The sequence below is a fragment of the uncultured Pseudosulfitobacter sp. genome (assembly GCF_963976325.1).
Taxonomy (GTDB): Bacteria; Pseudomonadota; Alphaproteobacteria; order Rhodobacterales; family Rhodobacteraceae; genus Pseudosulfitobacter.
This window is the reverse complement of record NZ_CAXBJW010000001.1, coordinates 1,017,563-1,032,139: the sequence shown is the minus strand read 5'-3', so window position 1 is coordinate 1,032,139 and position 14,577 is coordinate 1,017,563. Positions and strand designations below refer to the sequence as shown.

The 14,577-nt window shown below is 59.3% G+C and carries 17 protein-coding genes; all 17 read left to right on the top strand.

Going from position 1 to position 14,577, the window contains the following annotated elements:
• The 17 genes from AAC077_RS05070 to AAC077_RS04990 all read left to right on the top strand — a co-directional run bounded on the left by AAC077_RS05070 (position 1) and on the right by AAC077_RS04990 (position 14,576).
• A complete protein-coding gene (locus AAC077_RS05070; protein WP_339767142.1) occupies positions 1–1,293 on the top strand; it encodes a phage major capsid protein in 1,293 nt (430 codons plus the stop codon).
• 87 nt (positions 1,294–1,380) lie between these two features.
• The gene (locus AAC077_RS05065; RefSeq protein ID WP_339767140.1) at positions 1,381–1,767 is read left to right on the top strand and encodes a hypothetical protein; all 387 of its coding nucleotides are present in this window, start codon (positions 1,381–1,383) and stop codon (positions 1,765–1,767) included.
• A 123-nt stretch (positions 1,768–1,890) separates the two neighbouring features.
• A complete protein-coding gene (locus tag AAC077_RS05060) occupies positions 1,891–2,409 on the top strand; it encodes a head-tail connector protein (protein WP_339767138.1) in 519 nt (172 codons plus the stop codon).
• Positions 2,406–2,738: a head-tail adaptor protein gene (locus AAC077_RS05055; protein WP_339767136.1), complete on the top strand. Its 333-nt coding sequence runs from the start codon at positions 2,406–2,408 to the stop codon at positions 2,736–2,738. The genes AAC077_RS05060 and AAC077_RS05055 overlap by 4 nt, the downstream gene beginning before the upstream one ends.
• The gene (locus tag AAC077_RS05050) at positions 2,735–3,145 is read left to right on the top strand and encodes a DUF3168 domain-containing protein (RefSeq protein ID WP_339767134.1); all 411 of its coding nucleotides are present in this window, start codon (positions 2,735–2,737) and stop codon (positions 3,143–3,145) included. The genes AAC077_RS05055 and AAC077_RS05050 overlap by 4 nt, the downstream gene beginning before the upstream one ends.
• Positions 3,145–3,564, top strand: a complete 420-nt coding sequence (locus AAC077_RS05045; protein WP_339767132.1) for a hypothetical protein — start codon at positions 3,145–3,147, stop codon at positions 3,562–3,564. The genes AAC077_RS05050 and AAC077_RS05045 overlap by 1 nt, the downstream gene beginning before the upstream one ends.
• A 100-nt stretch (positions 3,565–3,664) precedes the next feature.
• Positions 3,665–3,850 carry a hypothetical protein gene (locus AAC077_RS05040; RefSeq protein WP_339767130.1) on the top strand — a complete coding sequence of 62 codons (186 nt, stop codon included), beginning with the start codon at positions 3,665–3,667 and terminating at the stop codon, positions 3,848–3,850.
• 1 nt (position 3,851) lies between these two features.
• Positions 3,852–4,295: a phage tail tube protein gene (locus tag AAC077_RS05035; RefSeq protein ID WP_339767128.1), complete on the top strand. Its 444-nt coding sequence runs from the start codon at positions 3,852–3,854 to the stop codon at positions 4,293–4,295.
• On the top strand, positions 4,295–4,837 hold the full coding sequence (locus AAC077_RS05030) for a gene transfer agent family protein (protein WP_339767126.1): 543 nt from the start codon (positions 4,295–4,297) through the stop codon (positions 4,835–4,837). The genes AAC077_RS05035 and AAC077_RS05030 overlap by 1 nt, the downstream gene beginning before the upstream one ends.
• The gene (locus tag AAC077_RS05025) at positions 4,830–7,175 is read left to right on the top strand and encodes a hypothetical protein (RefSeq protein WP_339767124.1); all 2,346 of its coding nucleotides are present in this window, start codon (positions 4,830–4,832) and stop codon (positions 7,173–7,175) included. Before AAC077_RS05030 ends, AAC077_RS05025 begins: the two co-directional genes overlap by 8 nt.
• Before the next feature lie 59 nt (positions 7,176–7,234).
• Entirely contained in the window at positions 7,235–7,837 is a 603-nt protein-coding gene (locus AAC077_RS05020; RefSeq protein WP_339767122.1) for a hypothetical protein, read from the top strand.
• Positions 7,837–8,421 (top strand): hypothetical protein, encoded by a 585-nt coding sequence (locus AAC077_RS05015; RefSeq protein ID WP_339767120.1) that lies wholly within the window; start codon positions 7,837–7,839, stop codon positions 8,419–8,421. Before AAC077_RS05020 ends, AAC077_RS05015 begins: the two co-directional genes overlap by 1 nt.
• Positions 8,403–8,822: a hypothetical protein gene (locus tag AAC077_RS05010; RefSeq protein WP_339767118.1), complete on the top strand. Its 420-nt coding sequence runs from the start codon at positions 8,403–8,405 to the stop codon at positions 8,820–8,822. The genes AAC077_RS05015 and AAC077_RS05010 overlap by 19 nt, the downstream gene beginning before the upstream one ends.
• Entirely contained in the window at positions 8,822–10,888 is a 2,067-nt protein-coding gene (locus tag AAC077_RS05005) for a phage tail protein (protein WP_339767116.1), read from the top strand. The genes AAC077_RS05010 and AAC077_RS05005 overlap by 1 nt, the downstream gene beginning before the upstream one ends.
• Before the next feature lie 62 nt (positions 10,889–10,950).
• Complete coding sequence (locus tag AAC077_RS05000; protein WP_339767114.1) at positions 10,951–13,854, top strand: hypothetical protein; 2,904 nt, start codon at positions 10,951–10,953, stop codon at positions 13,852–13,854.
• A gap of 52 nt (positions 13,855–13,906) precedes the next feature.
• Complete coding sequence (locus tag AAC077_RS04995; RefSeq protein WP_339767112.1) at positions 13,907–14,047, top strand: hypothetical protein; 141 nt, start codon at positions 13,907–13,909, stop codon at positions 14,045–14,047.
• Entirely contained in the window at positions 14,040–14,576 is a 537-nt protein-coding gene (locus tag AAC077_RS04990; protein ID WP_339767110.1) for a hypothetical protein, read from the top strand. Before AAC077_RS04995 ends, AAC077_RS04990 begins: the two co-directional genes overlap by 8 nt.
• The last annotated feature ends 1 nt before the right edge of the window (position 14,577 follow it).

Below are 14,577 nucleotides of genomic sequence, written 5' to 3'. Positions count from 1 at the left end.
ATGACTAAGATGATCAACCCCGCGCGCTTGCGCGGTTTCGCGGTTGCGCGCGCGGATGCCAGCAACCCGACAGCCATCCTGAACGAAATGCGCACTGCGTTTGAAGCGTTCAAAGCCGAGCGCACAAAGGAAATCGATGACCTGAAAAAGGGTCTGGGCGATTATGTGCAGACCGAGAAGGTCGACAAGATCAACGCGGAACTCACGTCACTGCAAAAGTCGCTGGACGCGGTGAACATGACGATGGCGGCCATGCAGATTGGTGGCGCAGGCGGGGCAGGGCAAACACCCGAAGCAGCCGAGCACACGCAGGCCTTCAACAAATGGTTCCGCCGGGGCGACCGTGCCATCGATGCGGATCTGCGCGACCTGGAAGTCAAAGCGGCGCTGACCAGCGACAGCGACGAAGACGGCGGCTATGTGGTGCCCGAAGAAATGTCGAACACCATCGACCGCGTAGTCGGCACCGTGTCCGTTATGCGTGATATCTCGCAGCAAATGACCATCTCGACCGACACCTACAAAAAGCTGATTGGCGTGGGTGGCGCTGGTTCCGGTTGGGTCGGTGAGAAACAAGCCCGCCCTGAGACGGACACGCCAACCTTGCGTGAGCTGGTGTTCAACATGCAGGAAATCTACGCCAACCCTGCCGCCACGCAGAAGATGCTGGACGATGGGCGTGTCGACATCGCGGCATGGTTGGGCAACGAAGTTGCAATCGAATTTGCCGAGCAGGAAGGTGCGGCGTTCATCTCGGGCGACGGCGTCAATCGCCCGCGCGGTATCATGTCTTATGACAAGGTTGCGAACGGCAGCTATGCCTGGGGCAAAATCGGCTATGTGCCGTCCGGCAAAGCGGGCGGGTTTGCGGATCCAACAGCTTCCGTCAGCCCAGCCGACGCCGTGGTCGATCTCTATTACGGGCTCAAGCAACAGTATCGCAACGGTGCGAGCTTTCTGATGTCCGACGCGACCATGGGCACCGTACGCAAGTTCAAGAACGCTGATGGTGATTTCATCTGGCAACTGCCGACAGGTTCGGCCGAGCTGCCGACAATCCTGAACAAGCCGGTGCGCACCGATGACAACATGGATGCCGTCGCAGCAGGCAAGTTCCCGATCTCCTTCGGCAACTTCCAGCGTGGCTATCTGATCGTCGACCGCTTTGGCATCCGTGTGTTGCGCGACCCCTTCACCAACAAGCCTTATGTGCACTTCTACACGACCAAACGTGTCGGCGGCGGTGTCCAGAACTTCGAGGCAATCAAGCACATGAAAATCGGCACCTCCTGATCACAGGGGTAATCGTCAATATCTGAAACCCGAAGGGGGCCGGTTTCGGCCCCCTTCGTTATTCACCCATTGTTAAAGGAGGGTCACATGAAAGACCTCAAATCCAAAATCGCTGTGCTGGCAGTGCTGGCACCTGTCGTTCTTGCTGCGACCAACACGAGCGCAGCCCTTGACCTTCAGGGGTTCAACAGTGCCGTCTTTACGGTCCATACCGGAGCGATTGCCGCCGCCGGTGATTTCACGGTTTCGATCCAAGAATCGGACACGACAACCGGCGGTGATTTCACCGCGGTCGAAGCTGCGGACCTGGCGGGCACACTGCCTGCGACGCTGGAAGAAAACAGTGTCTACAAGGTCGGCTATACAGGCACCAAGCGCTACGTCCGCGTTGTCACCACAAAGAATGGCGGTACGTCGATCGCGACTTCCATCCTGCTGGTGAAGGGTCATCCCGAGGATGCACCCGTTGCGTGATCTGCTTTCGAAGGAGGGCGGCTTAATGCCGCTCTCTCTGTGATCGGATCGGAGGCCCTGAAAATGTACGCAAGCAAACCACGGCTGGCGACGCCCCCAGGGGCATTGGTCACCACTGAGGAGATGAAATCACACCTGATTATCGATTTTGCCGATGATGATGCGCAAATCGCAGGTTTCGTTGCTGCCGCGACCCGGCGTCTGGATGGGTACAGTGGAATTTTGGGCCGATGTTTGCTGACCCAAGGCTGGGAGATCAATCTGCGGATCTGGCCAAAGTGCAGCTTCAGGCTGCCATTCCCCGATGTGACAGGGGTCGAGGTGGAATATGCGGACGCAGATGGACAGAACCAGAATATTCCAGAGAGCCAATTTGAGTTGGTTGAGGGCGCCCAGGGGACGGAATTGGTTCTTCGCGATGGGTTCTCTGGGCCAGCTCTGTCACAGTCCGTTGAACTGCCGATCAAGTTGACAATAACGGCGGGATACGGTGCAGCTGCGGATGTTCCGAGCCCAATCAGGGTGGCAGTGATGATGCTCGCTGCGCATTGGTACGAAAATCGCGCAGATGGGGCAGGTGGTTCTGAAATGCCTTTTGGTGTCTCGGCGCTGATCGCGCCCTACAGGCTGGTCGGACTGTGAAGGGCCGCCTGTTTGAGGCTGTGGCGTTTGATGAACCCGCGACGGTTTCCGTGGGTGACGGTGGAACGGTGGACGGCTACGAGGAAAAATACGCGTGCCGTGCCGAGTTTATCTATTCGCGGGGCTCGGAGGTGGTGGATGCCGCGCGTCTGGAGGGAAGGGCGATCTATAAGGTCAAGATCCGATCCAGCGCTGCGGCGCGCGCAATTCGGACCGATTGGCAAATGCGCGATACCCGTCGTTCGGTGACCTACAACATCCGGGAAATTGACGCGATCAGCGACCGTCAGTGGATATTCATCGTGGTTGAATCAGGGGTCGCAACATGAGCGCGTCGGGCGAACTACAGGTGTTGATCTTCAACCGACTGGTGGCAGACGCTGCTGTGCACGCGATTGTGGCGGACAGGATCTATGACGGGCGGCCAAAGTCGGGCAGCTATCCTTGCATCACGTTCGGACCATCAGACTATGTCCCCGACAATCTTGAGTGTCTGACCTCTCGCGAGGAAACGGTGCAGATTGACTGCTGGTCGGATGATCAAAGCAGGCTGAACCCTTGCAAGAAGCTGGCCGATGCGGTGAAGGCATCGCTGCACGACTTCGAAGGGCAGCTGGCCACGCATTTTCTGGTTGAGATGAAGGTGGAAGCTGTCCGGGTGTTCCTGGATCAGGATGGCATCAAGGCGCACGGTGTGGTCACCGTCACCGCGTCGATCGACGAAGTGACGCCCTGATGGTCCAGGGGCTGTCTGAGTTCAACAGGCGTTGGTCCGCTATCCCCCGCCTGGTGCGGCAGGCCGCTATTGAAACGCTTGAAGCCAATGCTGAAGAGCTGGTCAGTTCGATGCGACCTCTGTTGCCGCTGGCGGACATCGAAGTGGCTTGGACCTGGGGTGATGCCCCGAAAGGGTCGATGGTGCTGGGGTCTGTTGGCACGTCCGATCGCGGTTTGCTGATCACGGTCTATGCCCGCGCCGATGACTTCAATCCGGCGTGGTTCGAATTTGGGACCGCACCGCGTTTTACCAAGACAGGAAAATATTCGGGTCAGATCATTGCCAGCCCGTTTTTCTGGCCGACTTACCGGGCGAAGAAGAAGCGGCTGAAATCTCGGATGACCCGCAACATCACCAAGGCAATCAAGAAAGTCTGACGCCCCGGCGATCTGCTGGCTGTGCGCCGTTATGGGCGTGCGGTCTACCAGTTTGCGCCGTCGGAACGACGCAAATCAACGACTGTTCTAAGGAGATACCATGGACATCAAGGTGAACAAGGATGCGCACCATCGCATCAGCGCAGCCAAAAGCCAGCACTTCCGGCCTGACGGCGGCAAGGACAACAGCGGCATCTACAGTGTTCCAAAGGCGACCGCTGACGCTCTGATCGAACGCGGCGTGGCAACCGCAGTAGGCAAAACAACTGAGAAGAAGGAGGCCTGAAATGGGCACAGGAAACCAAACGACCCGTCTTATCGTCCAGCTCGGCGATGGCGATGATCCGGAAGTATTCGCACACACCTGCGGGGCAAACACCTTCGGCATCTCGCTTGCCAACAATCTCGGCGAGAATATCATGCTGGACTGTGATGACCCGCTCGATGTGCCGGCCGCGATCGTGCGTCATCTCGAAAGCCAGGATACCAGCGCCACCATTTCGGGTATGGTTACGACCGAAGCCTGGCCGACATGGCGCAGCTGGGCGGACGATGGCACCGAGAAGAACATCAAGATCTTCCTCGATGAGACCGCCGTGAAGAACGGCGGGTTCTGGTTGCTTCCAGCATTCCTGGCGGGTCTGGAGTTGTCCAAGCAAAACAACGGCAAGGTGACCTTCAGCGCGACAATCTCGGGCGCTGGTAAACGCGCCTGGACTGATGCCACCTGATGGCTGAACTTATTGCAGAGTGGGCCGGGAAAGAACGTCTTTTCCGGCTCACCTTCGGGTCGATCCTCGATCTGGAGGAGATCTGCGGCAAGGACGCCATCGGGGCAATCTTCCTGCGTGTCAGCACCGGCGCATTCCGGGCCTCCGACGTTTACCACATCCTGCGTCTTGCTCTGATCGGGGGTGGGATGGCGGCGGTCGAGGTCAAGCAATTGCTGGATCAGCGCTTCGATACGATCCCCTATCTGGAGCACGCTATGCTCGCCGGGGAAATCTTGATCGCGGTCATGTCCGGTGTTGAGCAAGATGAGGGGGCCGAAAGTTCCGGTGATCCGTCGCCTTGGAAGTTCTCCGAGGTCTCCCAGATCTCGCGTGTGTTCAACATGTCGCCAATCGACGTGCGTGACATGACCTATGCCGACTTTGTCAACATGGTGAAGGGGTTCAACTCCGCCTCGGATCGGAAAGCAGAGCCGCCGACGGAAGAGGAATTTGAAGCCATTCTCGCCAAGTATGAGCCGGAGGCTCTGAAGCATGGATGAAGTCCAGACCGCCCTCATGCTGAGGATGGAAGTCACCCTCGCAAAGATGGAGAAGCAGCTGGAGCGTTCGCGCAAGGTGGTGAACGATACAGCGCTGGCGAATGAGCGTAGGTTCAAGACCTCCAATGATCGTATGGCCGCAAGCGCCACGGACAGCGCCAACAGTATTGTCCGTGAAATGGACCGCCTGCGAGGCAAATACGATCCATTGTTTGCCGCGTCGAAGAGGTACGAGGGGGCGCTGGAAGAGTTGAACCGGGCCCATAAGGTTGGGGCGATCAGCACGCTGCAACACGAGCGTGCGCTTGAGGCTCTGAATGCCGATTACACGGCGCAGCAGGCTGCTGTGACGCGGTCGGCTGGGGCTATGGGCCGCTTTGGGCTGGCTGCCAATGGCGCGGGGGGCGGCATTCAAAACCTTGCCTATCAGGTCGGGGATTTTGCAGTTCAGGTTGGTGCTGGCACCAGTGCCTCTATGGCGCTTGGCCAGCAGCTGCCGCAATTGCTGGGCGGTTTTGGCGTAATGGGTGCCGTGATGGGTGCGGTAGTCGCTGTAGGCATCCCGCTGGTCAGGGTGCTGTTCGACGCTGGTGATGCCGGCGAAGACCTTCAGAAGAAACTCGACAACCTCGAGGGTGCGGTCGGTGCATACACTGCAGCGGTCGACGGGGCGATCATTCCGACAGAGGAACTGTACGAGAAATATGGTGCAGCAACCAAGGCAGCCCAGGAATTCCTGATCGCCTTGACGGACATCAACCAAGTCGAAGCCATGAAGTCCCTCAGCGAAACGCTGGACCAAATCGCTACGCAGTTCGGAGGCCTGAGCCGCACCAAGTTGGTGGTGGGCAGCGACCTCCAGCTCGGGGCGGCTCAGGCGATTGGTGTAACGATCAAGGAGATTGAGGAAACCACTGCCAATCTCCGGGATGAGTTGGATCTGACAGATGAGGCGGCGGCAAGGTTGGTCGCGGGACTGGAAGCGCTGGATGGTGCGGAAGGTGTGAATGCACAAGTGGAGGCAGCACAGGAACTGCTGGCCCTCTTAGTCGAGATGTTTGGACCGATCGAGAGCATGGAGGGGGCCGCATTGGCGCTTGCAAAGAACTTGTCTGAAGCCGGTATTCAGGCCGCTGAGGTCAAGAACAATATCGAGAGAACGAACGCGGGCGTCTTGGATATGATCGCGAATATGGCGACCGCTTCGACTTCTTTGGGCTCTATGGTTGCGCAGTCAGGTTTGCTTGGCGACAACATGTATCGCGCGGCTAGCGCGGCGTGGGCGTTTCTCATGGTCCGCGCAAGGGAAAAAACGGCTTATGACGCGAGGGTTGGACGTGGTCGCGGCGGCGATCCGAGGGACTACGGCGGATCTGCCGATGACATCCAATCCTATGATCCAGGCGCGCAATTGGCTGCGTCTGAAGCGGCGCAGGAAGAAGCCCGTCGCAAGGCCGCCGAAAAGGCCGCACGCGCTGGCTCTCGCGGCCGCAAAGGGAAACGCGAGAAGGACAGCCTTTACGAGACTGGCCAGAAAGAACTGGAGAACCTCGAACGCCAGATCGAGATGATCGGCAAGACTGACGCGCAGGTTGCCGAGCTCACTGCCCGATACAAGTTGCTGGACGAGGCCAAAAAGCGTGGCATTGACCTCGATTCAAAGCAGGCGGGCAGCAGCCAGACCGTGCGCGAGCAGATAGACGAGCAAGCCGCCGCAATTGGCCGGCTGACCGAAAAGGCGGATCTGTACCGCGAACGCGCGGAGTTCATGGACAATCTCAACCAGGATCTGAAAGACGGGTTCATCGATGCGATCATCGAGGGTGAGAACTTTGGCGATGTGCTGGCCGATGTGGCCAAGATGTTGGCAAAAGCAGCCCTGCAAGCCGCCTTGTTCAACGAAGGGATATTCAGGAACGAAGGCGGCGGCGGTGGGTTGTTTGGCAACCTGCTTGGCAGTGCATCTAGCTGGATATTCGGCAAGCGTGCCCTGGGCGGTCCCGCTCAGGCGGGAATGCCCTATCTGGTGAATGAAAACACGCCGAACTCCGAGGTGTTTGTGCCCTCGAGCAATGGCGCGGTGCTGAATGTATCGCAGGCTCAGTCGGCTTTGCGAGCTATGAGGGGCGGTCGTGCGGGGGGGGCTGAGTTCAGCAACGCCATAGGACGATCAAACGGCGGATCACTGGATGTGCGCCTCTACGTCGATCAGGACGGCAACTGGAAGGCCAAGGTCGAGCAGATCAGCGCGGGGGTGTCGGCGAAAATTACTGACGCAAAGATGAGCTTGGCCAGCCGCCATCAAGCTGACAGCAAGTATCTGAGTGGTGGTCGCTGATGCAGGTTTCGTTTCCCTATCCTGTAAAGATACAGGCCAGCATCCCACGGTTAACTGGAATGCGGTTCTCTCCGTTCACCAATATCGACGGAGAGGCATTCGCAAAACCTTCCTTGAATGGCTACTGGCGGCTGGAAGTGACCGCGTTCGCCCGTCAGATGGGGCCGCAGTTGGCCTTGTCATCGTTCGTGACGCAGATGCAGGCGGCGGGGGCAACGTGTGTCGTGCCGGTGGTTACACAGTTTCGCCCAAACGATGATGCAGGTCGGATGTTGGCGGGCAATTGCCTTTCGCCGCAGTACACCTTTGATCACGTGGGTTTCGCAAGCGATCCCTTTGACGGCTTCACTCTTCGCGCCGCGGCATCGCATCGCGATAGTTTTATCGACGTGGACAAGCCTGCGCTGTCGCAGCTTTGGCCGGGCCATTACATCACCCTGGGCGACCGTCTGCACCAGGTGGTGAATGTCAGCGCAATCGAGGAAAGCGAGACCGCGATCCGCGTTTCCGTCATGCCCAATATTCGTGGCGATCATGACGTCGGCACGTTGGTGGTGGTGGATCAGCTGCGCCTGAAATGCCGCATGGAGCAGGGCGATCCGATCGGCGCGTCGATCGAGAAGATCAAAATTTCCAATCTATCTTTCATCGAGGCGTTCTGATGAGCATCCACGACATTCCAGATGAAGACCTGCGCCGCGGTGACGTGGCTTGCACGATCCTGTGTCAGATGGACTTTGCAACGAATCCGCAGAACTGGTGGCTGGGCTACGGGCCGCTGACTGCGGGCGGTGTTGCGTATCAAGGCACGGGCGACGTGATCAAGATCGGCGCGCTGTCGGTGACGTTCGGGATGAGTGCGGGGATGGTGCGTTTCGAGATCCCGGCAGCATCGCCTGAAATGGTGGCGCGCTGCCACAATCAATCCACTGAGGTGAACAACCGGCGCTGTCAGCTTTTCTACCAGCTATTCAGCACGGTCGAACGAGATGGTGAGCATCAGGGGCGGCTCATTGGTGATCCTATCAGCATGTTCCAGGGCGTTATGCGGGACATGCGCAGCACGTCTTCGGCAGACAGCCGGGTCATCGAGCTGGAGGCATACGGGCGCATGAGCCGCCAAGCCAAACCGCCATACGGGCGCTGGACCGACGCAGACCAACGCGCGCGCTTTCCCGGCGACACCGGCATGGCGTTCATTGCGGGCCTCAAGGACAAGGCAATCACATGGGTGCCGGGCACTTGATCCGCGTGGCGCGCGAGGCGGACATTCCTCGCATCATCGACCTGGTGGCGGCGCTGGCGGCGTCTGTGCGCGGCCCTCAGCGGGTTTGCCGCCTGCGCACCGGGGAAACGCTGGTAGACCTTCTGCGCGATCCGCAGGGCGCGGTGTTCGTATCGGGTGGCGGGTTCATTTCGGGTCGCATCATGCAGACCGTTATCAGCCCCGACAGGGTTGCCTTCGAGCTGGGCTGGTATGCCTCAGACCGCAGCGGATTGCGTCTCCTGCGGGCTTTCGAGGCATGGGCGGCAGAGCAGGGGGCGACCCTTATCAAGATGAGCGCCAACGGCGGCGCAGCGCAGCGCATCCTTGAGCGGCGCGGCTATGCGGTGGCCGAAGTGCAGATGGTTAAGAGGGTAGGTTAATGGCGATTTTCTCATCCATTGCATTCGGGATCGCGTTTGCTGGCGGCTATCTCGCGGCGGCGGTAGGCTTTTCCATTGCAACGGCCACAAGCATCGGCGTGGCGCTCGCGAATGCCGTGGTGTCTCTTGCCCTAAGCGCCATTTCCCGCGCATTGCAGCCCAGCGTCAGCGTCCCTCAGTCTGAAATTCAGGCGGTGATCAGCCAAGCGTCCGCCCCGCGCCGCATCTATGTCGGGGAAAACCTGGCGGGCGGGGTGCGGGCGCTGTTCGAAGTGAAGGACGGGACGCTTTATCAGCTGATCATGGTGGCGCATGGTGAAATCACCAGCTTTGACGAATGCTGGATTGATGGCGAACCGGTGACGCTGGACGTGGACGGCGATGTCAACGCCGGAAAAATGAAGACATATGTCAACATCCAAACCCGCGACGGTTCGGCTTTCGGCGGCGACTACGCCGATCTTTTTGCCGAGTTCCATACATGGAATGCCGCCCGCAAGCTGGAAGCTCAGGCCACATTCCTTGCGCAGATGAAAGCACCTCACGGCAACGACTTTAGCAAGGTGTTCCCGAAATCCTACAACACGGCGTTGCAGTGGGTGATCCGTGGTCAGGAGATCTATGATCCGCGCGATTTATCAACCGGGTATGCCGATAACGCCGCACTGGTGATGGCGCATTTCCTCTCGCATGAAGACGGGTTCAAGATCGCCCCCGAAGACATCAATTGGGACAGCGTAGCAGCGATGGCTGACGTGGCCGATGAAGCAGTGCCGCAGCTTGAGGGTGGCACTGCGGCGCGCCTGCGTCTCTGGGGCTATTGGACACTGGACGAGCCGCCTTCTGACGTTTTGGACCGGATGCACGCCAGTTCCGGCATCCGCGCATACGAAATGCAGGACGGGTGCATCGGCCTGATCGGCGGCAGCTTCGGCACACCGGCCTGCACGATCACGGCAAAGGACATAAGGGAGATCCAGACCAGCGAGGCAATCAGCGAACGCGATGGCTATAACGTTCTGCGCGTGCTGCACATGGACGCCAACCAAAAGTACACGGTCACCGAGGTTGATGCATGGCGCGATGAGGACCGGCTGGCCATCGAGGGCGAGATCGTCCAGGAGTACGAGCTTTCGATGTGTCCCAATCGGTCACAGGCGCGGCGCCTGGCGAAAGAGCAGCTGCACGACGGCAACCGGGCCAAAGTGTCCATCATCACCAATCTTGTCGGCCTGAAAGCACGTTTCCCGCGCGAAGATGGGCAGCGCCATACGATCCTTCTGGACTATCAGCCGGAAGACGGTTCGGGCCGTGTGATTCAGGGGGAATACGAGGTGCTGGACCACGAGTTTGACCCGATTGAGTTGCAGTGCCGGATTGACCTTGCAGCGGTGGATCGGGCTTCGGGTGAGTGGACGCCAGAAGAGGCGGGCGATCCTCCTACGGAGCTGCCAATCTCAACGCCTACAGAGCCGCCAGAGATCTCGGCGGTGTTCACTCAGCGCATCTTGCAAGCGTCGGCCGCGAACCCGGTTGCGATATTGGAGGTCGAGGCCGTAGAGGTTCCGGGCCGTAACGATATCACGGTCGAGGCGCGGTACTGGAGGTTCCTGCCCTTGGTTAAGACCGATATGCAGACCTCTGGTTACATCGCGCGGTCTGGCCCTGTCGAGGATGGCCAGACCTACTTCGCCGAGGCCCGATTTAACGGGGTGTTTGACGCACCTGACGAGTGGGTGAGCCTTGGCAGCGTCACCGTGCAGATTAACGGGACTGCGCCAGGCGCAGTGACCGAGTTGTTCGCATCCAATGGCACGGACAGGGTCAATCTGAATTGGCGCAACCCGTCCAGCGATTTTCACGAACTGCGCATCTATCGCAGCACGACGGCGGTGTTCGGTGACGCGTCACTGATCGGCACGACCGGCGGCGTGGCCGGGCAGATCTCGGAGTTCTCAGACGAAACGGTCACGGCGGCGACCGAATACAACTATTGGGTCGCGGCGGCCAACGTATCGGGCGTTGAGGGTTCGCCCACTGGGCCCGCCAACATCACGACGACCTGATCCTTTCAAAATGAAAATGACTATCGCCTGCGCCTCGCGGGCCTTTTGCGTTGGAGAATTACATGCCTGAAACGTTCGAGGAAATAATCAACCGCATCCTGCGGGATCATGAGGGTTATGACGGAAACGGTGGCACCGGTGCGCTGCCTGTCGGTGACCGTTCAACGGCGCAGAGGCCCATCAACAAGCGCGATCTGCGAGAGGCGTTGAAGTCCTTTGCTGATGTCGATGGCAATGCGGCGGACGCAATCCTGGCGCGGGATGTCGCAATCGAAGTTTCGCAGAATCCCGAGGACGCGCCGGTATCGATAGGCGGCTTTTCGGCACTGCATCACTCTGCGAAAGCCAGCGCCGCCCAAAGAGGTGCCGAGATTGCGGAGACCGGCGCGGGCGCTAAGCTCGCTGAGACGATCATTGCCCGTGATACCACGATCAGCGCATCCCGTATTGACCAGTTCGTTGCCGACTCAACCGAGCGTGACGCCTTAACCGTGGCATCCGGCTACCGCGTCTATATGCGGTCTGATCGGCATCTGTGGGAATACGACGGGGCGACGTGGAACGACGAAGGGCTTGATCCGACAGAAGAAAAGGCCGACAAGGCCAGCGTACCTAAATCCGGCAGTTCCCCCGTGTCAGCATCCGGCGGCGTCATGTCTGATCGGTATGTCACGCCTCAAGGTGTCGCGGCTGCGGTTGCGAACCAATCCGCACTGCCTGCACGCAATAACCTGCTGGCGAATGCGTCTGTAGCAGCATTGCTTTCCGCAGTGACGCTCATGGCGTCCGAGGTCGCCGCACTGAAAAGCGAAGTCGCGGACCTGAGAGGCGGTGGTACGGCTGCTGATTATTACATCGACGGGACGAGCGGCGATGATGGCAACGATGGTCTCACGAATGCCACTGCCTACGCCTCTTTCGCGCCGCTTATTGCGCTGTCTGCGGGCAGTTTGGACGGCAAGGTTGTCGCGGTGAGGCGCGGTACGTCTGTTGCCCCTATGGATGCCAGTGTGTTTGTGGCTGATGGCTGCACGGTCAAAAGCTACCCATCGCACATCCTGTCAAAGCCATACATTGATTGCACGGCGGCGATAGGGGCTTGGACGCTTCACGCTTCTGGCGTCTACAAGGTCACACTGACACGCGACCATTCCGGCGGGGCAAAGTATTTCGGCAACTATTTCCGCAACGCCGTGCCGATGCGCAAGGTGCAGAGCGTGGCGGCGCTGTCCGGCAAGGGCAATTTCGTGGTCTTTGCGGAAAACGAAACAACCGGCACGGTCACGCTTTACATGAACGCGCCGAGTGATCCGGGCGCGGACGGCGCGGCTTATCGCTGGGCCAAGTACGGCCACGCTGTCCGACTGTCTGGCGCGGGCAATAATGCATTTGGGCTGGAAGGGTTCGCTTGTGGTCAGCAGGACGGCATGTTTGTTCTGGCCAACGCAGGCGACAACGCAGGCGGACATACCCTTGCTGACTGCACCATGTGGTGGGGTGGACGCCATAGCGCTCTGATCGGGTCCGGCGCACTTGCATCCGCCAGCTTGAGAAACAAATACTATGGCGGGGCCAACGAAATCGAAACGGGCGGCGTTTTGAACGCTTCGGGCACTGCAAACTCCTTGGTATTCAACACCCCAGACCACTCCGGCGCAAACTGCGTTTCGCAGGGCAACGTATATGACGGCATGGGTCGTCAGAACTACATCGCCGGAACGCCCCGGAACTTCACGGGGCCATACGGACACGATGGCGTTGACGGTCGCGCGATGGCGTCCTTCACGATAGCGGCGGATCGTTATGTCGGCATGACGCAGATCCACAACACATCTGGTGCAGTTGGTACGATTGAAGACTGCGTTTTTGAGAATTGCGCAACGCTTTTGGCGATGGGGCAGGTTGACGGATCGACATACACGATTTCGCGGAACACGGGCCAGATTAATGTTCTGGTATCCAACCTGTCGGGCACAGATGTTTCCATCGTGTCGCGCTCGAACAAGTGGGACATTCTGGATTGCGGTGCAGGCAGCGCAGGCTTTGTCCGTTCCGGTGAGGGCGGCGCGGGCGTCACCAACTTCGACACGGAAAGCGACACCTACAACGTGCGCGGCGTTCGATTGGCGGTGACTTCAAATAACCGCGTCCTGTTCAATATCAAGGAAGGCCATATCCGCGCGGTCGGTGCCACTGTCTATCCTGACATTGCACTGCCCATCAAGTATCTGATCAAGGCCGCAGCCGCCGTGACGTGGGACAGCGACAATGGTGGAAACACATGGCCAGTCGGCGCGACGTTCTCAGACGCAGGGACTGACCTGTCACTGGCGGGCATGATTTCTGCGGGTAACGATGGCGTGACATCGGCAATGCACGTTATGCCGCCCGCGCGCGTGGTCGATGATTTCGACCGGCCCGACGAAACACTGGCATCCGGCGGGTACACGCTTCTGGACGGTGCGGACGCCATGTCTGTTTCGTCGGGAGCGCTGGCGGTCACAAGCGGCGACACAGGCGTCTACTCCGTTGCGAAGATTGCTGGCGGTGTCTGGGCAGCAAAGACCACAGATGGCGTTGTTTCTGGCGGTGGACCCGGCATTGCCCTGCGTGGTCTGGACGAAAACAACTGGATCATGCTCCGCGAAACATCGACCGCGTATCAGATCATGACGCGCAATGCTGGATCGTTCTCGGTCGCTTTCAGCGTCACATCGGTCACACCAGCGGCAGGGCAGGCGGTCTTTGCGGTTTTGATGCCGTACACAGACCCGAACACGGGAACGGAAACGACCCGCGTCTGGCTCTATGTCGATGGCGTGGCGCTGGTCTCGAATGAGGCACTGACCGTTCCTGCTGCCTTGGTAGGCGTGGAGGACATTGGTTTTGTTACACGGGGGTCCGCAATCGACCCGCTTATGTCTGACGTCTCTTGGGGGGCCGTCGATCAGGTTTTTGCTGCATGAACGGCATCGACATCCCCAGATTCCTTAATACCTACCGGCAGAAAGGCACCACATGAGCACCTTCAAGCTGAACCTGCTGGAGCAGGGCAGGGCGACGGAATGGCTGGCAAGCTTTGTCCTTCTTGGCATTGCTGTTCAGGCTTCAAACGATCTGAATGTCTGTTTTTTATCAAAGGAGATGGAGCATGGCTGACCAGCGCAGGGCTTTTTCCGTTCACGAGTTGCTGAAGTTGGTGTTAACGATCGCCGCTGTGGTGAGCCTGCTGTTTGGTGCGATGGGCTGGGCCTTTCTGCGCTGGTCAGAGTGGCGCGAGGTGCCGTCGCGATTGCTGGCCGTCGAGACGCGCCTAGCGGCTTTGCCGGACAAGCTGTCGCCCAACATCCTCGACTTCAAGGGGATCGGCCTGGTCACGCAAAAGCAGATCCACCGGGGCGGCACGCTGACGGTGGTCTATGTGGTCCGCCGCAGCATCGATTGCGAAACCACGGTGCGCGTCCAGTTCTTCGATCACGACAAGAACCTGACCGTCTACGCCTATGACATGCCGGCCGTCCGGGCACCTGTGTCGAGCGGCTTCAGCTCCTTTGCTGCGCGCGTGCGGATCCCGTCGGACCTGCCGCCTGGAACATACAGCTATTGGCCGGTCATCATCCCGTCCGCCTGCGGTGTCTATGGCCCGACCACGCCACCGATGTCCGAGGCCTTCGAGGTCGCGCTCTAGG